Source organism: Coleofasciculus sp. H7-2, from assembly GCF_042747725.1.
In the GTDB taxonomy this organism is placed as follows: Bacteria; Cyanobacteriota; Cyanobacteriia; order Cyanobacteriales; family FACHB-T130; genus FACHB-T130.
In genome coordinates this window covers 115,690-138,917 of the sequence record NZ_JBHZGO010000034.1, presented here as the reverse complement: position 1 = coordinate 138,917, position 23,228 = coordinate 115,690, and the positions used below count along the sequence as shown (strand labels likewise).

Sequence of the window (23,228 nt, the reverse complement as noted above, 5' to 3'; positions counted from 1 at the left end):
CTTCTCTTTACCCAAACGACCCATTTGGTGCCACTCTACCCTATTACTCTTCCACACTTTGGTATGGAGTGGCGCTGCTTCATCGCTTTATCCCACTGGAACCCGTACTGCTGACGCTATTTTTATTTGAAAGAATTTTAGTTATCTACGCAGCAGGGCAACTCGCTCAAGCTTTTGCACCCCAATCTAAACTAGCGGTTGGTGGTACAATGGCACTGTTTGCATTAGCAATCAGTCCGATTATTGGTTCGGGCACCATAGTTGAAGACTACTTTGAACAAACTGGCTTTTTTATACCTTTTTTCTTATTAGCAACAGCTTCATTTTATAAAGAGCGACCCCTGCCGTGTGCTATTTGGCTAGCCATCGGATTTAACCTGAATAGTATGTATGGAGTTTACGCCCTAACATACTTGGGAGCAGTGTTTCTACTTGACTCTACTTACCGGAGAGCCTGGAAAAAATGGATGTTATTTTTCGGTTTGTTCCTCTTGTTAGCTTCACCAGCTATATATCTTACTGCTGCTGCCTTTGGTCGAGAAGCCGTTGATAAACAATTGTGGCTGGCAGCAAGCAAATTTCGTTTTCCCCATCATCTTTATCCGCTTACTTGGAGCAGCCAAAGCTTTGCTCACTTTGCAATATTGATTGTATTACTGTTGGTTATCCTCTATCAGAATAAACAGAGGATAGAAAAGCTTTTCAAGCATGGTGTAATTTGGGCTGGAATGAGCATTCTTTGGGTGTTTTATGCATTTGTGGCTGCTTACATTGCTAAATCACCTTCAATGATAATCATGCACCCTGCAAGAGCTACTGACTTGTGGTATTGCTTTGCTGAAATAGCATTAATTTCAGTATGTGCGATTCAACTGGAAGCAAGTAGAGGCAAAGCAAGGTGGATTCTCGCCGCAGTAGTCTTCGCCTCAAGCATTCTGATTTGGCATCAACCTGTTGGAACCTACATCATTGCAGTTTGTTTGATTGCCCTTACTTTCCGACCCGTGTGGTACTACATTCTTGGTCGGGGAAGTACTAACCGTGTGGCTTTATTGCTAACACTGGTGGTTTTTGTGATGGGAGTTAAGAGCTTTCGATATCGCATATCACAGACTGGAAGTTTTGATGCAGCTTTGATCAGACGACCTTCATCTTCTATGGAAGAAGTTATTAACTGGACAAGTGCCAATACTCCTTTAGATGCACAATTCCTAGTAGAGTTGTTCTCCGACCCGCGCTTGCCAGGTTGGGAAGAGTTTCGGGGTCTGGCAAAGCGCCCGGTTTTCGTAACTTGGAAAGATGGTTCAGCGATACTTTGGGATCGACCGTATGTACAAGCCTGGGCAGAACGCCTGAAGGCGCTCGGTTTTGATATTACTAAAGAAGAGTCCACTAATGCTATAAATAAGCTCAAAAGTCTGTATAAAAAACTTCGGGATGAGGATATTAAACGGCTTCAATCCCGCTTTATAATTAACTATTGGATTGTTCCAGCGAATCACCCTTCTACGTTTCCTGTCGCTTTTCAAAATCGGTCTTACAAGGTACTGAAACTCCAATAACCAGTACTACTAAATAGGTGGGTTTTACAGGGTGATGATGCGGAATCTGAAGTAAAAAGTTTCGTTTATATAGAGAGGCATGAGCATCCATCTCTACAGGTGGCGAGGATAAGTAGGCTTCCCTCGACAGCAAATATGTCGGCGATTTGAGGCAACACTTGATTGAATGATGTAATTAAGGTTGTCATCTTGGGTTCGGCGCTCATCCCGCTCAAAAATCGATTGCAGCTTTGAACCTCAGTAGCGTCTGGTTGCAAGGTATCGTCAGATGCGATGCGATCGCTATTTGCAACTGAGTCAGAATTCCTGGATTTCAGGTTACTTGCAGATTACTCGGCACTTCCTTTCTCTAAAAGGGTTGTTGGCTGTGAATGCCTGTGATACACTTAAAAACCTAGGGCGATTAGCACAGTGGTAGCGCACTTCCTTCACACGGAAGGGGTCACTGGTTCAAATCCAGTATCGCCCACTTACATTCTTGCTGCTATCCAATCCCAGGTAGCATAAGGTTTTCAGACTTGAGTCGATTTTTTCTAGCCAAAGTTATCAAAGAAGCATCGGCACAAGTTAACCTAGTCAACCCAGCCCCTACCACTACAACACTCATCATTGATTCAACAGTCGCAGCAAGTCTAGCGTATCTTGTTGAAAAACCGTGGGCGGAGGCTTAGGAAAGCGAGAGTATTTTAATATTCTAGCAGCAGCGACACGAACATATTAAGTAGTCGTGCGTCTACAGATAGGTTGCGAAAGCGCGTGCCTTAATCATTGATTTATCTGGTATTGGGGTAAATTCTCACCATGAAATACGGGCGTGAAACGCTAGCAGTTTGCCAGCGAATTTTGATTGAATTGTTACGACGGCGACGCAGCCTGATTTTTTGGTGTATTTTTCCAGTTTCTGTTTTGCTGATTAATGGGGTAATTCTGGCAGAAAATGCCAAGCTGTCTATGGCTCAGGCTTTTGAAAAGGCTGCTCCCTCAACACTGGTGGGTGCTGCACTATTTTTCAGTTGCTTGGGTGGTAGTGTAGCAACCGTGGTGGCGGAGCGAGAACAGCAAACGCTCAAACGTCTTTTTATCTCACCGCTCAGTGGAACGTCTTATTTCTTAGGAATTTTTCTAGCTCACAGCTGTATTGGTGTCGGTCAAGCCCTTTTAGTTTACACGATTGCTGCCTTTTGGAATGCTCAGTTTCAGGGTTCTATTGTGCTAGGAATACTGATTATTTTTCTAAGTATTATTTCCTATGTTGGGGTAGGATTTATTCTCGGTACGCAGTTTGCTCGTCGCACTGAGGATGTCAATGCTTTAGTGGCAGCATTTGGGGTGCCATTATTAATTTTAGGAGGCGCATTTTTACCGACCTCGCTATTTTCCAAGACGCTGCTAGAACTTGCTAAGTTTAATCCAATTTATCACATGAATGAAGCCTTGATAGGTGTTTCTGCTGACGGCAGCGGACTGGGAGAAATTGCATCTCACTTTTGGTTTTTATGCGTGTTTGCAATTTTGATGGTTGCAGGAGGATGGCTATCCTACCAGCGGATGCTGAGTGTTGAAAGGAGGCTTTGATAGGTTAAGAATGGGGATGTCAATATAGTTTTTTAACGCAAAGTTACGCGAAGTTTTACGCAAAGGTCAGCAAAGTTTAATTTTATTCTTGGCATACTTTGCGGTTCTCTTGCCGTACCTCTGTGGGTTAAAAATATCGTTCAGCCTGCAATCAATTAGGAAATATTGTGCTGCGAATTGAGAAGCTAAATAAATCTTACGGAACGCGACCTGTTTTACAGGAGTTAACGCTGCATATTCCACCCGGAGAAATTTACGGTTTACTAGGGCCAAATGGAGCGGGGAAAACCACAACGATTAATATCATTTGTAATTTACTGCGGGCGGATAGTGGAGAAATTAAGATTAATAACCAACCCGTCTCGAAGGCGACAAAAAAGCTGATTGGTGTGGCACCACAAGAAAATTTACTTTATAAAACCCTAAGTTGTGAGGAAAATCTCCATTTCTTTGCTCGGATTTATGGCTTAACGAATCAGCAGCGGCGTCAACAGGTAGAAGCAAGTTTGGCGGCTGTCAATTTATTAGATAGAGCGAAAAGTCCGGTGGAAACGTTGAGTGGTGGAATGCAGCGGCGGTTAAATATTGCTGTTGCTTTGGTACATCAGCCTAAGTTGATCGTTCTGGATGAACCTACGACTGGGTTGGATATTGAAGCGCGTTACGAAATTTGGGAGTTAATTCGGCATCTGAAAAATCAGGGGATTACGATTCTGCTCACGACTCATTTGTTAGATGAAGCCGAACGCCTTTGTCAAAAAATCGGGATTCTTAAAGGGGGTAGTATTTTAGCGGAGGGAAGTTTAACAGAACTGCGGAAATTAGTGCCAGCAGTGGAAGTTGTGGTGGTGGAGACGCCGGAGGAGGAACAAGCGATCGCTCGTGCTAAAAAATATAATTTTACTCCTCGGCGTTATGGTAATGACTTAGCTTTTTGGCTACCAGAACATCTAGAACTGAAGGAAATTATCTCCTGTTTTGATGGGATTCCTCTCGATTCGATTTCTCGGCAACCTGTACGGTTAGAGCATATTTATGTTGAAGTGACGCAGGGTTAAGAATTTGAACGGCGAGACAACAGAAGGCAAAGAGAAGGAGAGTTTTGCTGACTCATTTAATCATGAGGGGAAGAATTGCGCGATCGCAATATCTCTCCGTAGCAGACAGACCAAAAATAAAGTGCAATATTGATTTCGCTGAACAACTTTGGGACACCCTCTAGCAAGACAGAAACTCCATCACCGCTTAACTTTAGCGAATCTACAGCGATCGCGCTGAACAATAAACCGATACCACTCAGTAGTAGAATGTAGGGCGTTGATTTTATTTTGCGCCTGAAGGCTAATCCGTATCCCAAGGTAGTCATGGCATATACGACTATGGTTATCAACTTGGGAATCCCTGCTCTTAAAAGAATAATGTGAATCCGAAAAATTTCATTGACGAGAAAACCTCCGGTTATGATTGCTGAATACAGGATAAATAAATTTCCTTTTTGTTGTGGTTGAATCGTTCTCAGCAAGGCAAAACTAAAGGTGCAAACAATGGGCGGTACAGCACATAATAATTGGAACGTATGAGTTAACAAACCCGCATTCGGATCTGGTGGGGCAAGTGGCGGCTCGAATAATATTCCTGCTGAGGCACCAAACAATTTGGTATAGACAATCAAAGAAATAACCACTAGGAAAGATAAACTATTGACCCAAATAGCAGATCGGTAACTTGCCATAACTCAACCAGAAACACTTTCTCTTCAATAGGGATACACGATTCGCGCCAGCCGTTACGAATTATTGCCGCCCGAATAAGCTGATGGTGCGCCACTAGCAATTTGCTATTGTTAAATCTGCTAATTAAATAGGAGAAAGTTGCCGCGATCGCTATTGTTGTATTTTACCGATACAGCGCTTTCACGGCTTACTCCCTGAAATTCTGAAACGATAATTTCTCTGCGTTCTGATTACCAATTCCACATGATAGGACTATCATCTAGACAATCGGTGACAATCCGCCCAATTGCGTCAATTTCCGGCAATTCATCAGCCGATAGTTTAATATCACCCGCCTTGGCGTTGTCTACGGCTTGTTGAGCATTTCTCGCACCAGCGATCGCATTCGCTTGGGGTTGGGCAATTAACCACGCCAATGCCAGTTGAGCAAGGCTACACTGATGGCGTTCGGCAATTGGACGCAGTTTGTCTAAAGCTTGCTGGGCGCGTTCGTAGTTCTCCCCTTGAAAGAGCTTATTTTTCGCGCGATTATCTGCTGGATCGAATTGATGAGCGGAACCGAATTTGCCAGTTAATAAACCTTGAGCTAGAGAAGAATAGGCAATGATTGAAATATTGTTTGCAACGCAGTAAGGTGTTAAATCTTTTTCCACCCAACGCCAAAATAGGGAATAAGGCGGTTGCAAACTATCAATGCGTCCATACTGGGCGGCTTCTTCTAACTGGGCGCGGGAGAAATTAGAAACGCCTATTGCCCGAATTTTACCTTGTTCTTTCAGATGGTTGAGGGCGCTCATGGTTTCTTCAATTGGGACTATTTCAGTCTTGAACACTCCAGAAGGCCAGTGAATTTGGTATAGGTCGATATAGTCGGTTTTCAAGTTTTTGAGAGAGCGATCGCACGCTTCAATCACTTGGTCATACTTGAGATGATTGGCAAACACTTTAGTTGCATAAATCGCTTGGTCGCGCACATCTGATAGCGCTTGTGTGACAATCTGCTCAGAGTGCCCCTCACCGTAGACTTCAGCTGTGTCAACTGTGGTGATACCGGCATCAAATGCCGCCCGGATTGCTTTGATTATCTCGGTGTCTTCAATTCCCACCCACATCTTTTTGCCAGCTTGCCATGTACCCATGACAATCGGAGAGATTTGGATGTCGGAAGTACCTAAGTGTCGCTTTTCCATGCGTAAATCCTGGTTGATAGGGTTCTGCCTTCATATTACGCAACACTTGGGGGGAAGGGATGCGATCGCTTCCTTGGTTCCCAGCATCAAAGTAACGATGTTAACTGACCTATGGGGCGATCGCCGTTACCCTGGAATTAGAATACCCGATACTTATGCAATCCACGACCACTACAACCACAACCCACGCCCTCAAAGAATGGGCGGTTGCTGTCGATGCCTTAGAACAAGGCAAAACGATTATGCTGCTACGCAAAGGCGGCATCCGCGAGGAAAACAACCGCTTCACAGTTGCCGAAAAAGAAGTTTTGCTTTATCCGACTTATGAACATCAACAGCCAGATTTATTGAAAGCAGAATATTCCAATTTGGTGACACCAGTACCCTCCGGTTGGCATCCAGAAACCATCCGAATCGGTGCTTGGGCGGAAATTACTGATATTTTGCCTGTGAGTGAAGAATCAGCGGTGAGAGGGCTGCTACCGTACCATATTTGGAACGAGCAATTTGTAAGCGATCGCCTCAAATGGAAGCCGCGTCAGCCGATTTATGTGCTGCTACTACGCACTTACAGACTTCCCCAAGCGCAGATCATCGCTTACCGCACGGAATACGGAGGTTGTAAGTCGTGGATCGATATTGCGATCGCGATCGCAATTGAGGAAGCAAAACCTGTTTTAGATGATGCAGAATACGCCCAGCAAGTAACAACAATTCGGCAAATTGCTACTTCAGGACTTATGTACTGAAAGCTTGAAACCTAGATCCTCCCTAACCGGAAAATTCCCCCAATTTATCGGGGGATTTAGGGGTATCTCTGCGTAAACGTAAGTCCTATAATTGCTAATTGACGCGATGTGCGACTTTTCTTAGCCCCCTTGACAAGGGGGAGAAATACAGAAAGTTGCACACCGCGTTAATTGGTGCTTGGTATCCCATTACTCATCACCAGACATTGGATGTGTCAGAGGTAACTCCAGAGTAAACGTTGTCTCATCAGAAGCACTCCTGACTCGAAGAATGCCGCCTAAATGTTGGGTGAGTTTCTGCACCAGCGCTAATCCTAAACCAGTTCCGCCCTGCTTCCAGCGATCGGCACGGGGAATGCGGTAGAACTTGTCAAAAATGCGGGGTAGCTCATCAGGCGGAATCTCTACACCAAAATTGCTCACCTTGATTTGCATCATTGCCGAAGAAGCACGAACTGTCACCGTAATGCGTTCTCCCGGTGGGGTATACTTGCAGGCATTATTGAGCAATTCTGTCAAGATACGCTCCAGACTGGCTAATTCAGAGACCAGGCTGGGCAAGTCCGAGGGAATATCAACCTGTAAGATTTGTTCGCGTTCCTGGATGCGGGAGCGAAATGACTCAACAATATTAGGCAACCACTCTGGTAGGTCGATTGCCGTGGCAAGAAAGCTGGGATAAGACGCAGCTGCTAGCCGTTGCAAGTCTAGAAGGTCATTGATTAGCTCAGTTTCTCGGTTGCACTCTGCTTGCAATATTTGTAGATAGCGCTGAGTGCGATCGCCTGTCGGAGAAACTTTGAGCATTTGGATCGCCATTTTCATATTGGCGATGGGAGTCCGCAATTCGTGGGAAACGGTGCTGAGGAAGTCATCTTTGAGTTGATTGAGTTTTTCCAGTTCCTGCACTTGGGCAAGCGATGCTTGATAAAGTCGGGCTTGACGAATGGCGATCGCGCATTGAGTTGCGACCTGCTTGACTAGCCGGATCTCTAGTTTTTTGAAGGTATAGTCTGGACGATGGAATAACCACAAATCCCCCAGGACTCCTTGATCGTCGAACATCGGACAAGCTAACATAGCCGCCTGACCGTGGATCGAGTTGGCAGCGAAGGAACACAATTGAAAATGTTTTCCTTGCCGGAGGGGTTGGTAAATCTCTGGGAAAGAAGTCATTTGCAATACGCGACCCTTCGAGGAAGGCATTGAGGCGACATACTCGTAGCAAATGGTAGCAGTTTCTTGTTCTAGGTTGTAGAGCGAAGCATGGCAGCTGCTCATGTTGAGAGATAGCCCTAACTCCCGAACCGCTGCTTGCAAAATTTGGCTTTCGTCCAAACTATCGCGGACTTTGTCTGTGATGCGTTTCAGTACCGCATCAAAGCCAAGCGCTTTTTGCAGTTGGGTGGTTCGTTGTTGTACTTGGCGTTCCAGACTGGAGTTCATCTGTTGCACCTGCTTAAACAGTGCCGATTGCTCAATGGCGATCGCTAACTGATTCGCCAATGAAGTGAGCAAGTCAATTTCTAATTGCTGCCACTGTCGGGTTTCCGAACAATGATGGGCACACAGCAACCCCCACAATACCGGCGTGGGGGTGGCGGTGCAAAGTACGGCATTCGCTCCCGTATTTTGCCCGACTGTGAAGACTTCCTCCCTGCCTCTTTGCAAAATCGGGACTACCAAATTAGCCCTAACTTGAATCTCAGCCATGAGGTCAAGATAAGTCCGATCTATATCTGCTGTATAAATATCTTCTATAGCTGCGATTTGCCCTTTTTGGTAGCGCTGGACATAGGTTTCCCCCAATGGGGTAGAGATGAGTCTTCCCTGGAGAGACATCCAACCAGAACCGACCGATTCCATCATCACGACTCCACTCAAGTCTGGCTCGAAACGGTAAATGATGACCCGGTCAATCTGGAGAAATTCCCGGACTTCAGTGACGGTCGTATTCAGAATCTCGTCTAAGTCTAGAGATTGGCGAATGTGTTGAGCGATCGCTGCCACCAACCGCTGTCGCTCAGTCTGTTGCGTTAAGGCGAATTGTGCTAGCTTCTGTTTGGTAATATCCAGCGTAGTTCCAATCATCCGCACCGCTCTACCCGTTTCGTCGCACAGCAACTGGCTTTTTGTCATCATCCAACGAATGCTGCCATCAGGGCAGACAATGCGAAATTCCTGTTCGTAACCCCGGTTTTCTTCCAAGGCACGAATCGCTGCTTGCTGTACGGATTGGCGGTTTTCTGGATGAATGTATCCGAGAAAGGCGTCATAGGTTTTCTCAAAGCTACCTGGAGCTAGACCAAATAGCTTTTCATTGTTGTCAGTCCAGGTCATTTGATTCGTGAGGATGTTCCAGTCCCAAATGCCCATTTGTGCAGCTTCCAGGGCTAGTCTCAATCGCTCCTCACTTTGTCGCAGTGCCTCTTCTGCTTGCTTGCGTTTCGTGATATCGAATCGAATTGCTAAATATTGGAAGGGTTTTCCTTGGTCGTTTATAAATGGCACAATGGTGGTATCGACCCAGTAACCAGTGCCATCTTTCGCTCTATTTTTAATTTCACCTTGCCAAACTTTTCCGCTAGAAATAGTTGTCCAAAGGTTTTGGAAGAATTCTTTTGAATGAAATCCAGAATTGATCAAGCGATGAGTTTTACCTATCAATTCTTCCCTGGCGTATTTAGAAATCTGACAGAATTTATCATTAACATAGTTAATAATTCCTTTCTCGTCAGTTGCCACTGCGATCGCAGCTTTATCTAAAGCAAACTTGATGTCTGATAATTCCTTCAACGATTGTTCTAATGCCTCTTCAGCTTGCTTGCGTTCATCAATGTTTTCAAGCACCGAAATGAAATACTTCGGCTCACCCGTTGGTTCTCGTACCAGCGATACAGTCAAATTAATCCAAACTTGAGAACCATCTTTGCGGATGTAGCGCTTCTCTATTGAGTAGGTCTGAATCTCTGACGCCAACATTTGGCGGACGTGTTCAAGATCCGCATTCAAATCGTCGGGGTGGGTTATATCCTGAAAAGTCCGCTCTCGCAGTTCCTCTGGCGTATAACCCACAATCTCGCAGAGTTTTTGGTTAACCAGTAACCACTGTCCGTCGATGCTGACGTGAGCGATGCCGACAGCAGCTTGGTTGAATGTAGCCTGGAATAACCTTTCGCTTTTTATGTGTGCCTCTTGCGCTTGCCTGCGGTTGGTTATATCCGTGAATATGCTGATTAATCCCTGAAATTGACCTTCTTCGTCGAGAATTGGATTGTTTCTAGCGAATACCCACAGTTCTCGATCGTTTTTGCAACGCCAACGCCAGTCATGCTGTTCTTGGGTCCCCTGCTGCATCCGCTGGTAATAAGACTGTGCTTCAGCTAAGTCTTCCTCAAAGAGGAAATCAAATGCAGAACGACCGAGAATTTCCTCAGTCGGATAGCCGAGGATTTCGGCGGTTCGCTGGTTGACGTATGTCGTTTTTCCCTCAGCGTCGATTATCCAAATGCCTTCACCCGTAGCATCCACAATGCGGCGATACATCTGTTCGTTTTGGCGCAGCACTGCCTCCGTTTGTTGGCGCTGATTGATTTCACGTTGCAATTGTTCGTTGGCTTGCGCCAGTTCCGCAGTCCGGTCTTTTACCCGCTTTTCTAACTCTTCATGAGCTTCGTGCAACGCCGCCTCTGTTTGCTGGCACTGGGTTAATGCAGCTTGCAACGCTTCTTTGGCTTTGAGAAGCTTTGGAGTTTGTGCTTTAAGTCGTATTTCAAACTCTCTAGACATTCTGCGCTTGAATCTGCTCATCATAACTAGCCGCGTTGCCAAGTACAGTGCTACGATTAGCCAACTGATTAGCTTCTTGTTCAGTACGAATGCGATCGCTCACAAGTTTTCTTGATAGAAGAGCTTTAAGAAGCTGTTTACGATCCCCATTTTCCTGCTTCTTCGAGCCAACTGCCAGCGAGAAGCCGCCTATAGCGGTATAGACTACGCAATGGCGATCGCATACACACAAGATACCAGCTACGTTGATATGCTCTATTCCTGGCGTCAAACAAGGACAGACCACGTCAAACTAGCTTAAATCGGTAACTTCGTCTCCTTCGGTAAGCTTGGTTTTGTGCCTAGATTCATTAGATACTGTATAGCTTCAGTAGAGCTGCACATTCTAGCTTTTCCGAATTCCGCAATAAATATGCAGGATTATTTGATTATTTCATCCCGATCTTAGGCTTTGGGTTTTATTGAATACATCTTACTTGTTGTATATTTCCTCCGAGTAGGGAAGTCGCTCCAATTCGCTGGTGCTACCAAGTGAAAGGTAACTCACCCGATTGGATGAGACTCAACTGCTCTACCTAAATAATGTTTCACCAAAAAAAGCGACTGGCAACGACCTTTGAGCAAAAGTAATTATAGCGATAGGTCAAAGGTATTGGGTGAGAGGGGCGAAGAATTCCTCTCAATCGGTTCGGCGTCAAAGCGATCGCTTTGATGTCGAGTTAAGAATGAATGCTACTAGACAACTTATTCCACAATTTGCACTATATACAACTAGGCTGAATAACCGATTTCTATATTCATTTTGCATAATTTGTCAAGAAACAAGTGATAATTTTTATAAATAAATCGCCAAAGATTGATTGGTGCAAGAATTTTGTGAGTTCTTTAAAGGTATGTTATTGTAAACGATCAACAAATCTAACTTTCCTTGGAGCAGCAGTTCATCTTAAGAGCTTTTCAGGATCAAATCAAGCCGATCGACCTTGAGCCGTCTCAGCAACTCTTGGTTGAGCTGTATAGACAGCTATTGTTAAGGGAAGCTTACTGCAAGCATTTACTCCAAGAAAATCTGCTCAAGGGTTCATCCCCTTTGTTTTGAGAAAGGAGTTTTCTGATGCCTAAACAAATGTCTTGGTTGCCTAAGTCTGCGACGGATGATGAGAAGATTTTGTATTTGCAAAACCAACCGAATGAACCCTGGCGACCTTACACAGCCTTTCCGCAATACGCTGTACCCGACTACCGCGAACCAGGAATTTCTAAGGGTTGGGCAACTTACCAAAAGCTAATCCGGACAGGCTGGACTTTGGTTCCCAGTGCAAAGGCACAGGAATTTTCTTGTATAAATTCAGAGCAAAGCTGATAAAACCTAACCATTATGCAAAGCAAATTAACAATGCCAAGTGTAGAAATGCCTGCTACACATAAGTGGCTGGAGACCGTTCTTGCTAATGCAGCGTTGATTGATATCTAGGACATTTCTTAGCTCCCAATTCCTGATAAATTGGGGGCTAAGAAAAAGTTGCAGATGGCGTTAATTTCTTAATTGCTTTAATTGTTTGCGGAGTAGGGCGATTTCGGTACTGTTACCGTTTTCTTCGCCCATTTTAAATAACTGAAATTTCTTTTGAGCCAACTCGGCTGCGGTTTGAATGAAAGCGCGTTTTTGTTTGGGTGCTACCCGCAACCGCGCTAGGGTGTTGGAGAGCCGGTTACACAGTGCCTCGTAGTCAGCATCTGAAATTACAGTTGGCACTTCGTCGCTGAGGTAAGTTTTGAGCATTTTGCGATCGCTCTCGGCAGCAACAAACCCTAAAACAATCATTAAGGCTGCCAGAAACCCGTAATTCCACAAAGCGATCGCTAGGGTCGCACCACCGCTGGCTTTTGCTAAAATCAGTGCGCCATTGTGGATTAAATGGGCACTCATCGCCGCAATCAACCCGCCAGAGATTAACAATATTTTCGTAAGCAGGTTATGCCGATGGCGTGCCAAACCAAAACCTATCCCGGTGAGGGCTGTCCAAAAGCCGTGCATGAAGCCCAAAACGATGACACGCAGCAGCAGCAGCTGTCCCCATTCTTCCCACGTCTTTGTGCCCAGCAAGTACAGGATATTTTCTACATAGGCAAATCCGAAACCCGCCATCGCCCCGTAGACGATACCATCTACCCAGCCATCAAATTCTCTGCGATACCACAGGTAAATAATTGCTACGGCAGTGCCTTTGAGGATTTCTTCGGTCACTGGTGCATTGACAGCAGTGGTGATAAATTGACCCCCAAGACTTTCTGCACCAAATATTAGTTGTATGGGTACGTTTAAAATTAATTGCACAATGATGCCACCAATCACTGCTGGCAGCGCCCCCCACAAAAATGCTGCAATCAGGTAGCGTGTCGGTTCTTTTTCAAACCGATCGATGCTAATAACGATGCGGATGTAAATAAATGTGGGAATCGCTATTAGAATGGCTGTGATTAGGAATCTATCCATAGGGAGAGCTTTAATTTATTCGTTTATAACTTATTGCTCAGTCACTTGTCTGGTGATGTTATCCAAAAGTAATCAGCGATCGCTTTATCAGTTGGTGCTGGATCTTCTACAGTAGGATTAAATAAAATCGAGCGTTGGACTATTTTATTGCCCAAGCGTCGAGCAACACGACTGGGAATTCCGTAGCCGTAGACTATATGAGCTTGTCCAGCCAGCACGACGACTTGATAATCTGGATGGATTTTTAGAAACTGCGCGATCGCATCTGCCATTGTTTCATCCCACAGCACTTGCGCGGTGAAAAATCGTTCAAAGTTGGCACTGCTATGACCCGCTACTTGATGTTGTTGAAAAGTCTGTTGTACCATTTGGCGATATTCAGTATTATCGGTACGAATTTCAGCATCTGGTGGAATATAGCGTCGTTCCTCTGGTGTTAGGCTTTCTAATCCTTTTCGGGCAACTTTGCGGGTGACTTCGCTGGGAGTATTCAAAGCTAAGACAGGCAGTTTCTTTTCCTTGGCAAAACCCAGAATTGGGGCGTAATATTCCCAAGAAAAACCCCAGCGTTTTTCATATTCACTTTGTTCGATTAACTGAGTTTCTGTTATCTTTCCCGCCAGATATCGATCGAGTACGCCTTGATAGGGACGCTGGAACATTTCCATAGCGATCGCTACTTTCCGATTGCGCCGATAGAGTTCCTGAATTATCTCCAGTTGAGCTTGGTGATCTTCAGGGCTATCGTGGGTTTCCCCTAAATAAATGACGTTTACCCTTGCGAGTTGTTGCAAAACTTCGGGTGTAGTATAGCTTTGCTGCGTTTGAGGGCTGGATATTTTTTGGGAATAAGCAGGCAAAACGCAGAGGAGGAAAATAAACAGCGACCAAGCGCAGAGTTTGGTGAATGAGTATTTTTGCATAAAGCATAAAGATATTGTGGCTTGCGATCGCATTCTCCAAGAAGCTTAAGCTATCTACAAAGTCCTATAGCTTCTGGCAGAATAGTTGTAAGTGCCCACCTGATTCTTTCCCCGATGGCATAATTGCAAGCATAAGCCTATGACTATTGTTACACCCGAAGAAATTGCGAAGTTTCGGACTGAACTGGCAGATAACCCAGAAGCCCTGGAAGCTCTAGATGTGCTTGAGGAGTGTGAAGGTAATTTAGAATATGCAGCCGAAACCATAGCAATAGAGTCAGGAGAATTACAGAACGATCTGGGTGACAAAGACCCGAATGAGCCTAGCTGGTTAGAAAAGTCGATCCAGAAATTGCGTCCTCATATTTGTACGCAAGCCTTTAAAGAAGCCTTAAATCAAGGTTTCGCTGGTGCAGTAGGTTGGCTAATAGCTATCGCTGCGTACCCAGCAGTACCAGTAACACTGGTAGTTATTTACATAAGTAGAAAAAATCTGGACGAGTTTTGTAAGGATTGCTAAACGCCGATCGCGGTGAAGCCAGCCCAGTAATGAGGTTCAGCAAAGGGAAACGGCTTACGACTAAGTGGGCTATTCAAAGGAGCATCAATATAACGTCTGCGTTCTTTTGGGGGTAGTTGGTCAAAGATTTGATCGATTTGGGGTTAGAGGCGTTCCAATTCGGCTTCAAGCTTCTCTGATGTCAGATTCCGCAGCCATTGCTGTGCCTCGCTGAAAGCAGTAATAGTTGACGGAGTTTCCAGGTTTTCATGGAACCGGATCAGTAACAAAGTGCTGGCGAGTTGATCCACTTTCCAGAGGGTGCTGACCATACTGGGGCTACCTGCCAACAAGAAGCCGAAAGGTAAACCAATATATTCATCGGTGGTGCTAGATTCTGTCAATCCAGTTTCGCAGGCGGAGAGGGTGACAAGGCGGCATTGACTGAGGTTGAGAGCTAAAATTTCCAGCAGTGTCAAACGTTCCTTATTTGCCAAGATGAGGGCTGATTCTAGAGGCGAGTCAGGGTTAAACTCACCGTGACAGCCGAAATGGACGCAGTTAGTAAGGCTGAGTTGTTGGTTTTGAATTGCTTTTTTGTTAGCATCATCTTTCGCCAAAGAATGCTCAGACTTGAATCGGTGACGGATGTTTGCGGCTTGAAGCTCAAGTAAGTAGCGGTCTTTGGTGGGATTGGCAATGGCGAACAGGTGAGAAAATTCAGGACGATCGCGTTTTTGGGCAAGTTGTAGGAGTTGGCAACTGGGGGCATAACGCACGCCATTGGGGAAGCAGTCTAGAAGACGATATCCATCTGGAGGGCGATCGCCTAGTTCGCTGTTTTCGGGTATGAGTCGGCGCGATCGCACTACAGCATCCCCAACTGGCAAAGCATGGAGAGGAAACAGGTGCAACCAACGATGAGGTATTAAAATTAATTGGGTGATGTGTGGTGGAATCAGTTCAATAATCTCATCGATATGCAGTATTTTTGACAGTTCTGCTAGTTGAGTGTTCAATTCACTACGCCATTGCTCTTTTTTCTTTGTGTAGCTATGCCGATAGTTATTTGCCCATCTTTCTAGTTCTTTTCTGCCTGTGTCGGATGAATAGCAAACAATGGGCTGTGGGTGGTTGCGAGTGATGATGAAGGTACGGAAGAATGGATCGCTGATGTACCACTCTACAATTGCCGTGTAGTCATCTAACAGATCTTGGATTTCAGAAAATTGGATAGGTTTAACCTTTTGAGTAATGCTGAACTCTGGATCGTAGAGTTTTATTTGCTCTAAAATTTCAGCTAACTGTTGCTGTAATGTGTTGAGGTAGCTTTGAGTTGGATTTAGCTCTGTTGACAAACTGGTAAAGAGTTGATTTCTTGCTTGAATATCATTAGTTATAACTTGCTCACTAGCCAAATTTCCAATTTCTTCAGAGTTCTCTTGTGGCTGCATCGCTAGCATTTGGCGGCGTAAGCGATCGAGTTCAATCAAAATTTCTGATGGGACTTCTCCTTGTGGGTAAACATCTCGATTTACCAAAAGTTCGACTAAGTTCCGAGCTTTGCTGCGCTCAGCGTATTCTACTGCTTTCTCTGGTTGACCAATCAACAGACAGGCAGCGATGATTAGCTCATAAATTTTAATCGCATTTTCTAATATTTCTTGCTTGCTTTTTTGGTAGACTGCCCAAGCTTGGCTCTGTTCTACACCTTGAATCGCATAGTCTAACCCCTGAATAGCTGTTGCCCAGTCTCCTATCTCAAAAGCTGCCAAACCGAGGCTTCGCCCAGTTTGGAGGCAATTTATGGGAAAAGTAGCAGGTGTGTAGATTTCTAGGGCTAACTGGAAACTCTCCATCGCCTTAGTAATCTCTTCCATTTCAAAATAAACATTACCTATATTGTGTTGAATCTGCGCCCATTCTTTCTGGAAAGGGTCACGAGTGTATACCTGCAAAGCAGCCTTGAAACAATCGATAGCCTTTTCTAAATTATCTCCTCGTTCTTCCCTGCTAAGACTACAATAGGCAGCACCCAAATTATGTTGGAGCTTAGCCCATTGGTAGGGATAAGTTTGATAAGTGGCTACCTCCAAAGCATCTGAGAGACATTTGATTGCTGCTTTTGAATGAGCTACCCGTGGCTCCCCGGTGTGCCTCGCATAAGCACCACCCAAAGCGATTTGGATATCTGTCCATTGTTGGGGAAAGTCTTGGCGGGTAAATACTCCCAAGGCATTTGAGTGATAGTTGATCCCTATTTCCAAGTTCTTTGTTTGCTCCCCCCGGATACGATAAAAGTAGGCACTACCCAGATTTGCTTGAGTTCTAGCCCACTCGAAGGGCAAGGCTTCGCGGCTATTTACCTGCAAAGCAGCTACAAAACAGCCAATTGCGGTTTCTAAATTCTTCGCCCGCTCTCCAAGAATGCGATGACTGTAGGCAATATCCATATTATTTTGGATATTTGCCCATTCCTTTGCGAAACCTTCCCGATTGAATACCTGCAAAGCGTTTGAGAAACAGCCAATGGCAATTTCTAAATTCTCCGCCCGTTCTCCTCGACTACGCTCGCAATAGGCATCACCCAAACCGTTCTGGATCATTGCCCACATTTCAGGGATTACTTGGGGAGTGAAGACTGTCGCAGCTACCTCATAACCTGCAATGGCAATTTCTAAATTGTTAGCCTGGTTCTCCAAAGGGAACTGCTTAATCATAGCCGTGAAAAGGAGAATATTGCCTGCCAAGCTTTGCGCTTCCTTTAGCTCTGCTTTCGGTAGGGTAGCTGTCGCTCTAGTTCGCAACAGTTCAGCAAAGTTATCATCAAGTAATTTTAGGTTATCTTGGAGCAGCGAGTACAAAGCTTGCGGGTTGTCTTCGCTCTCAGAGGCTAACTGCAATGCCTGGAAAAGGAAAATAAGTTGGGAGTCGCGAGTTGTAGGTGGCGAAAAAGTAGAAGTTGATAATGATATTCCCAAGGAAGCAGCCATTTGACGGGCAATTTTAATTAAAAAATCAGCAACTTGACGACAGAGAAGTTTCACCTCTGGAGACTCACTCCTTTGCGCCCACTCTTCTGCCACTTCTACCATCGTCTGCACTAAGCCTTCATCAAGCAAGTGTGAGTTGGCGATCAAAATCTCCTGTCCCTGACTGGAGTTGCTAAGTAAGTCTCTGATGAGTTGGTGATAAGCTTTGATGCGTTCTTGGGTCATAGGGCTATGTAGCTATCGCAGGATAGGTTATTATGACGCTTATCCATAAAAGAGGGTGGACATTGCCCACCCTACTACTTACTGGTAGATTAGATTACGATTTAATGCCCTCGGCTTCAGCCACAATGAGGAGTGTCTTTAGCACGGTGTCGGGATTGAGGCTGATTGAATCGATACCTTGCTCAACCAAGAAACGGGCGAATTCAGGGTAATCGCTGGGGGCTTGACCGCAGATACCAATTTTGCGACCATTCCTTTTAGCAGCTGCAATAGCCATCTGGATCATCCGTTTCACGGCTTCGTTACGTTCATCAAATAAATGAGAAACCAAAGCCGAATCCCGGTCTAATCCCAAGGTTAGCTGAGTTAGGTCATTAGAACCGATCGAGAACCCATCAAATACCTCGCTAAACTCATCAGCCAAAATAACATTACTGGGTAACTCGCACATTACGTAAACTTCTAACCCATTTTTGCCCTGTTCCAGACCATTTTCTGCCATTTCAGCTAACACCTTGCGTCCTTCGGCAGGGGTGCGGCAGAAAGGCCCCATCAGGATAACATTGGTCAACCCCATCACGTCCCGCACCTTTTTCATTGCGTGACATTCCAAAGCAAATGCGTCCCTGTATTTCTCATCATAATAACGAGACGCCCCGCGCCAACCAAGCATCGGGTTTTCTTCTTTGGGTTCAAATTGCCGACCGCCCAAAAGATTGGCATATTCATTACTTTTGAAATCGCTCATCCGCACTATCACTGGTTTGGGATAAAATGCCGCAGCAATTCTCGCTACCCCTTGGGCTAATTTATCCACAAAGTACTGCGGTTTCTCTTCATAAAGTGCGGTCATTTGGGCAATCTTTACTTGTGCAGATTCATCTTGCAGCTTGTCGAAGTGAATCAAGGCTAAAGGATGCACTTTGATGTGATTGGCAATAATAAATTCTAACCGCGCTAAACCAACACCATCGCAGGGAAGATGGGAAAGACCAAACGCTTCTTCTGGATTCCCCACATTCATCATTATTTTGGTGCGGGTGCGAGGTAAATTTTCTAGCGCTACTTCTTTGACATCAAAAGGTAGCAACCCAGAATAAACTCGTCCTTCTTCACCTTCCGCACAAGAAACTGTTACTTCTTGACCTGTTTTCAAGATATCAGTAGCATCGCCAGATCCGACAATTGCGGGAATACCCATTTCGCGAGCAATAATTGCGGCATGACAGTTACAAACAATAACAGGCGTGTATTTGCGAGTGAATACGACATAATTATGATGTTCCGCAACGGTAATATTGAAGACATCACCATAACTTTCTTCACCAGTTGACACGACTCGCAGCATCCGGATATCTCCCGCCAAGAGTTCGTCAAACTTGCCAGACGGTCGAATTTCTCGCTCTGAGATGAGTAAATTATTATCTTTTCTCATCTTAATTTGCCCTAAAGCATCTTCGCCAAAGAGTTGGTTAGTGGCAAAGAAGCGTGTTTGGATTGTTCTTGGGGCAACATTTCCTTTGACTCGTTTGGTATGAAGGAAGATTTCGTTCAGCTTCTCTACGATTTGGACATTATAAATGTTTCGGTTTCTTGTTACTTGGGGAACGGTATTTATCTTCAAACAAGCGACAATAATGGCTTGCAGCAGAAGCTCTTCACTGACGTAGATATTGATGCGATTGTTGAAGTAACTCCCATCCCCGTCGATGACTCCCGCTAGGAACTGATAGCAGACTTCGGGACTGCTGTTGAGCAGGGTACTAACGATGTTTTGCTCTCGCTGATGTAATTCGTATGCGATCGCTTTAGAGTAGAGTCTGTAAGCGGTTGCTTGTCCTACAACCTGTTGTCCCCGAATATAACCGACAGATTCTTTTTTGGGGGAAGGGGTAAAAGACTTACCATAAAGAGTGCTGATACTCTCATTCATGGCAGCGATAAATGCTTGTTTTTCCGGGATATCTTTCTGAATGAATTGTACTTCCCCATGAGTGCGGCTTCGGTAAATAGAACCGTCTGTAAGCAGTCCGCCTAATAGGTAAGCCGTGTTTTGTTGTTCTTTGGTGCTGTGATTCAATTCTGGAATGTGTTGGCTGATGACAACCATTTCCTTTTGAGCTAGCATTTCTTGGATTTCAGTTTTGACATATTGACCCCCACGGATGTTGATCATTTTATGATCGGGAGTGAGGCGAAGGGTGTTGTCAGTAACTTTTCCTGTCTGAGACACACTGATATCAATCATTTTTGAGCGCCTTTTCATCGAGTCAATAATAGGTTTCCACTCGATTTTGTGTGTCTGGGTGTTTAAGGCGAGGGTTAATAATCCTTCATAACCTTGCTCGTGAATTTGTTGCAAGGTCATGAAGCCTTTGTTGGTTAAAATTCTAGTGTCGCCGTCAAAGCAGGTGCGCCCCCCTTTATTCGTAATAATGGCGCTAGCTTTTTTCATGATCGGTTCCCAGTCGGGGTCAGTTTTATCAGTTACTAAAACTTCCCCGGCTTGGAACAAATCAATTTTGTTAGCATTGAGAATTACCCTGGCTTTGCCCTGCCCGATCGCCTCTCCAACGCTACGCCCTGTTAGCAAAGGCACCTGCTGCGCCCCTACTAGATGATAGCTACGCAGGACTGTTTTACTCTTTTGAGATTGCACCGTTTCTGGACGAGCTTGTACAATGAAAAGTTCATTGGTAACGCCATCTTTTGCCCACTCAATATCCATCGGCATATCCTTGCCGTGGACATCACTGTAGTGATTTTCAATCAAACAAGCCCACTTAGCGAGTTGCAAAATTTCGTCATCGTTGAGGGCAAATTTCTGTTGATCGCTTAAGGGAACTCGCTCATTTTTAGTAATTTTGCAGCCCCCAACATCACACACTAATTTGAATTCTTTGCTGCCCAGCCGTTTGTCAATAATCGGGCGGAATCCATCTTTTAAAGTGGGCTTGAAAACTAGATATTCATCGGGGTTGACTGCCCCTTGAACCACATTTTCCCCTAACCCATAGGCGGCTGTAATTAAGGCGGCATTTTTAAAGCCAGTTTCGGTGTCAATCGAGAACATAACACCAGAGGAGGCTAAATCCGAACGCACCATTTTTTGCACGCCGACGGAGAGCGCAACATCAAAATGGTCGAAGTTCTTGATGTGGCGGTAAGAAATCGCACGGTCGGTAAATAGGGAGGCAAAGCATCGATGACAAGCTGCCAAAACTCCGGGAACGGTTTGAACGTTTAGGAAGGTTTCTTGTTGACCGGCAAAACTAGCATCGGGCAAATCTTCAGCGGTGGCAGAGGAGCGAACGGCTACATCCATGTCTGAGCCATAAAGCTTGCACATCTGTTGGTAAGCTGCGGTAATTGCTGTCCGTAGTTCCTCAGGGAAAGGCGTATGCATTAGCAATGCTCGTGCCTTTTTCCCCCGTTCCCGCAGGTTTTTGAGGTCTTCAACATCCAAGTCAGAAAATAGCGATCGCAGCTTGTCTTCTAATCCCGCTGACTGAATGAAATAGCGGTAAGCATACGCCGTTGTAGCAAACCCGTTGGGAACATTGACTCCCTGGCGCGTTAGCTGCTGAATCATTTCCCCTAAGGAAGCATTTTTGCCGCCTACCAAAGGGACATCGATAATCCCAACTTCATCGAACCAGAGAATTAGCGATCGCTCTTTGGATAAGTGCAATGACCTTTCTGTCGCCGCTGTAACCATAGCTTTTTCTCCTTTTGTAGCTTTAGTCTAGCGATGGCGAGGCTAAGAATGGGTAAATTAGATCACTTCTTCATTAATTTTGTAATTTCTTTGGGATCGCTGCAAAGTCAGCCGGTTTTGGTTATAATTTCCAGAGATTAAAGCTGCCAATTGGCAAAGAGGCGATCGGTAACTGGTCGGGATAAACCCTAAAGAATTCAGGGTAAATACTTAGGGATCGAGGTTAAAGGTAAACAGAGTTTGTGTACTTCACCCTTTTCTTTTCAGGCTTTTTTGCAGTTTTATTAACCTATTCTCCGTTTCCAGCCAAGTCCTGGTAGGCTGGAATTGCGCTCATTATTCCTTGCCAAGCTACAAGCAAAACGATAAAAGCCTCTATATCTTCTTGCACGCACAACAAAATAGCAGACCCAATGAAAAAATTACCCCAACTTTGTGAAGTTCGGGGGGGCAAGGGAGGAGCTGTTGTAGAGCAATAAAAAAGGGTAGGTCATCAGTTTGGGGAGCATCCCAATGAATTGCGCCCACACCCTGATGAAGGGTGTGGGCGTGTATTTGCAATTCACGGGATGCTCCCATCAGTTTGTGATAGGAAATTGAGAAGTGACCAGTTCCCTATCACCCAAGTAACACGTTTCTACTCTTTAGACACTTGTATGAAACTTTATATCCCAACCGCCTTACTTTCCATTTGGCGATTGCTTGATTGAACAGCGATCGAACCATTCTTGGTAAGTTGCCTGATGCTCTGCATCTTCTAGAATGATTTCCACTCGCACTTTGGCGCACCCATGATGACGCTGATGAGCGATCGCATCTAAAATTCGACTTGCTGTTCTTGGTGAATCAAATTCACCTCTGACTGTTGGCTGAGTGTCAATTGTAGATTTAGTGTCGAAACTAGCCGTTTCAATCAGCTCAAGACCAGGAATTTCTCCTTGTCCTAAATCAATTTCTGCAAGTTTTTTGTGTTCGGGGCTGACTTGTTCAACAATTAGAATCTCTCGGCGGACTGGCACCTCTACCATGCGGGTTTCGATTTCTTTGCGAACGATCACTTCGCCGACTTTATGTTTGCTACTGTCAATGATTAATCGCTCTTCTAGCAACCGAAAGATTTCTTCCTCGACAACTTCTGACTCTGTACTAAAAGTATTAGAAGCATCTTCTGGCATACTATCTCGCTCCAATTCTTCGGGGTGACTATTTAATTCATCTGGCGTTGGTATGACGGAGGCAGTCGAGGCATCTGTTACTTCCCGTGCAGTTGTCCTTGACATTTGTGTAGTTTCTAAAAGCTCCACATCCGTCGTTTGTTCTGATAGTACATATTCAGGCAAATACTGGGTTTCCGCTTTGCTAACGTCTACAAAAAGCGTTTTCCTGGGCGAGTCAACCTGCTGAATATGCTTGCTTCTGATGAGAAATAGAGGGGCATTTTTAGTCAACCCATCTTGAGATATAACTAGGTTTAGCTGACGCTCTGGATCGAGATTTACATCCTTCACATTTCCTAACAGCAAGTTCTCCCGATCTCTGACTGCAAAATCTTTTAGTTTATTCTGCAATTTATTTAGCAAGACATTAATCCGGATATCGTTTCGCCTTGCTCCTTGCCCTTGTGCCAACGTTTGATTGTTCATTTTACAAACTTCCTAAATGATCTTGAAGCAATCGTCTTTACTTCCATTTATGAACGGGTGTTTATAAAGATAAAAAGCCAGCCCCGATCCCAGTTTGAATTTTAGATTTGGGATTTAGCATGGGGAAAGGGA

General features: G+C 44.9%; 16 protein-coding genes and 1 tRNA gene. 8 read left to right on the top strand and 9 right to left on the bottom strand.

Features of this window, described 5'->3' with window-relative positions; genetic code table 11:
* Window positions 1-209: 209 nt before the first annotated feature.
* The 4 genes from ACFW2W_RS08930 to ACFW2W_RS08915 all read left to right on the top strand — a co-directional run bounded on the left by ACFW2W_RS08930 (window position 210) and on the right by ACFW2W_RS08915 (window position 4,195).
* Complete coding sequence (locus tag ACFW2W_RS08930) at window positions 210-1,562, top strand: DUF6798 domain-containing protein (RefSeq protein WP_378176213.1); 1,353 nt, start codon at window positions 210-212, stop codon at window positions 1,560-1,562.
* Window positions 1,563-1,959: 397 nt separating this feature from the next.
* Window positions 1,960-2,031 (top strand) — tRNA-Val (locus ACFW2W_RS08925).
* Between the two features lie 332 nt (window positions 2,032-2,363).
* Window positions 2,364-3,137 carry an ABC transporter permease gene (locus ACFW2W_RS08920; RefSeq protein WP_378176210.1) on the top strand — a complete coding sequence of 258 codons (774 nt, stop codon included), beginning with the start codon at window positions 2,364-2,366 and terminating at the stop codon, window positions 3,135-3,137.
* Window positions 3,138-3,304: 167 nt separating this feature from the next.
* Window positions 3,305-4,195 carry an ABC transporter ATP-binding protein gene (locus tag ACFW2W_RS08915; protein ID WP_378176207.1) on the top strand — a complete coding sequence of 297 codons (891 nt, stop codon included), beginning with the start codon at window positions 3,305-3,307 and terminating at the stop codon, window positions 4,193-4,195.
* A gap of 56 nt (window positions 4,196-4,251) precedes the next feature.
* On the opposite strand, the gene ACFW2W_RS08910 is transcribed toward ACFW2W_RS08915, so the two are convergent.
* Window positions 4,252-4,869, bottom strand: coding sequence for a hypothetical protein (locus ACFW2W_RS08910; protein ID WP_378176204.1), 618 nt, complete (start codon window positions 4,867-4,869; stop codon window positions 4,252-4,254).
* A 231-nt stretch (window positions 4,870-5,100) separates the two neighbouring features.
* On the bottom strand, window positions 5,101-6,060 hold the full coding sequence (locus ACFW2W_RS08905; protein WP_378176201.1) for an aldo/keto reductase: 960 nt from the start codon (window positions 6,058-6,060) through the stop codon (window positions 5,101-5,103).
* Between the two features lie 155 nt (window positions 6,061-6,215).
* Here ACFW2W_RS08905 and ACFW2W_RS08900 point away from each other — a divergent pair, with 155 nt between their 5' ends.
* Window positions 6,216-6,809 (top strand): DUF1802 family protein, encoded by a 594-nt coding sequence (locus tag ACFW2W_RS08900; RefSeq protein WP_378176198.1) that lies wholly within the window; start codon window positions 6,216-6,218, stop codon window positions 6,807-6,809.
* 189 nt (window positions 6,810-6,998) lie between these two features.
* Here ACFW2W_RS08900 and ACFW2W_RS08895 read toward each other — a convergent pair whose 3' ends face one another.
* A complete protein-coding gene (locus tag ACFW2W_RS08895; protein ID WP_378176195.1) occupies window positions 6,999-10,598 on the bottom strand; it encodes a PAS domain S-box protein in 3,600 nt (1,199 codons plus the stop codon).
* Complete coding sequence (locus ACFW2W_RS08890) at window positions 10,591-10,884, bottom strand: hypothetical protein (protein WP_378176191.1); 294 nt, start codon at window positions 10,882-10,884, stop codon at window positions 10,591-10,593. The genes ACFW2W_RS08895 and ACFW2W_RS08890 overlap by 8 nt, the downstream gene beginning before the upstream one ends.
* Window positions 10,885-11,526: 642 nt before the next feature.
* On the opposite strand from ACFW2W_RS08890, the gene ACFW2W_RS08885 reads away from it, so the two are divergent.
* Together ACFW2W_RS08885 and ACFW2W_RS08880 are read left to right on the top strand one after the other, a co-directional pair.
* The gene (locus ACFW2W_RS08885; protein WP_378176188.1) at window positions 11,527-11,697 is read left to right on the top strand and encodes a hypothetical protein; all 171 of its coding nucleotides are present in this window, start codon (window positions 11,527-11,529) and stop codon (window positions 11,695-11,697) included.
* A gap of 15 nt (window positions 11,698-11,712) precedes the next feature.
* The gene (locus tag ACFW2W_RS08880) at window positions 11,713-11,961 is read left to right on the top strand and encodes a hypothetical protein (RefSeq protein WP_378176185.1); all 249 of its coding nucleotides are present in this window, start codon (window positions 11,713-11,715) and stop codon (window positions 11,959-11,961) included.
* Between the two features lie 171 nt (window positions 11,962-12,132).
* Here the strand turns inward: ACFW2W_RS08880 and ACFW2W_RS08875 are convergent, their stop codons facing one another.
* Window positions 12,133-13,095 (bottom strand): PrsW family intramembrane metalloprotease, encoded by a 963-nt coding sequence (locus tag ACFW2W_RS08875; RefSeq protein ID WP_378176182.1) that lies wholly within the window; start codon window positions 13,093-13,095, stop codon window positions 12,133-12,135.
* A 41-nt stretch (window positions 13,096-13,136) separates the two neighbouring features.
* The gene (locus ACFW2W_RS08870) at window positions 13,137-14,018 is read right to left on the bottom strand and encodes a ChaN family lipoprotein (protein WP_378176179.1); all 882 of its coding nucleotides are present in this window, start codon (window positions 14,016-14,018) and stop codon (window positions 13,137-13,139) included.
* A 139-nt stretch (window positions 14,019-14,157) separates the two neighbouring features.
* Between ACFW2W_RS08870 and ACFW2W_RS08865 the strand changes: the two genes are divergently transcribed.
* Complete coding sequence (locus ACFW2W_RS08865) at window positions 14,158-14,538, top strand: hypothetical protein (RefSeq protein WP_378176176.1); 381 nt, start codon at window positions 14,158-14,160, stop codon at window positions 14,536-14,538.
* A 143-nt stretch (window positions 14,539-14,681) separates the two neighbouring features.
* Here ACFW2W_RS08865 and ACFW2W_RS08860 read toward each other — a convergent pair whose 3' ends face one another.
* From ACFW2W_RS08860 to ACFW2W_RS08850, 3 genes are all read right to left on the bottom strand, one after another.
* On the bottom strand, window positions 14,682-17,735 hold the full coding sequence (locus ACFW2W_RS08860) for a CHAT domain-containing protein (protein ID WP_378176173.1): 3,054 nt from the start codon (window positions 17,733-17,735) through the stop codon (window positions 14,682-14,684).
* A 94-nt stretch (window positions 17,736-17,829) separates the two neighbouring features.
* A complete protein-coding gene (gene ppsA, locus ACFW2W_RS08855) occupies window positions 17,830-21,453 on the bottom strand; it encodes a phosphoenolpyruvate synthase (RefSeq protein ID WP_378176170.1) in 3,624 nt (1,207 codons plus the stop codon).
* Between the two features lie 680 nt (window positions 21,454-22,133).
* The gene (locus ACFW2W_RS08850) at window positions 22,134-23,096 is read right to left on the bottom strand and encodes a DUF2382 domain-containing protein (RefSeq protein WP_378176167.1); all 963 of its coding nucleotides are present in this window, start codon (window positions 23,094-23,096) and stop codon (window positions 22,134-22,136) included.
* Between the last annotated feature and the right edge of the window lie 132 nt (window positions 23,097-23,228).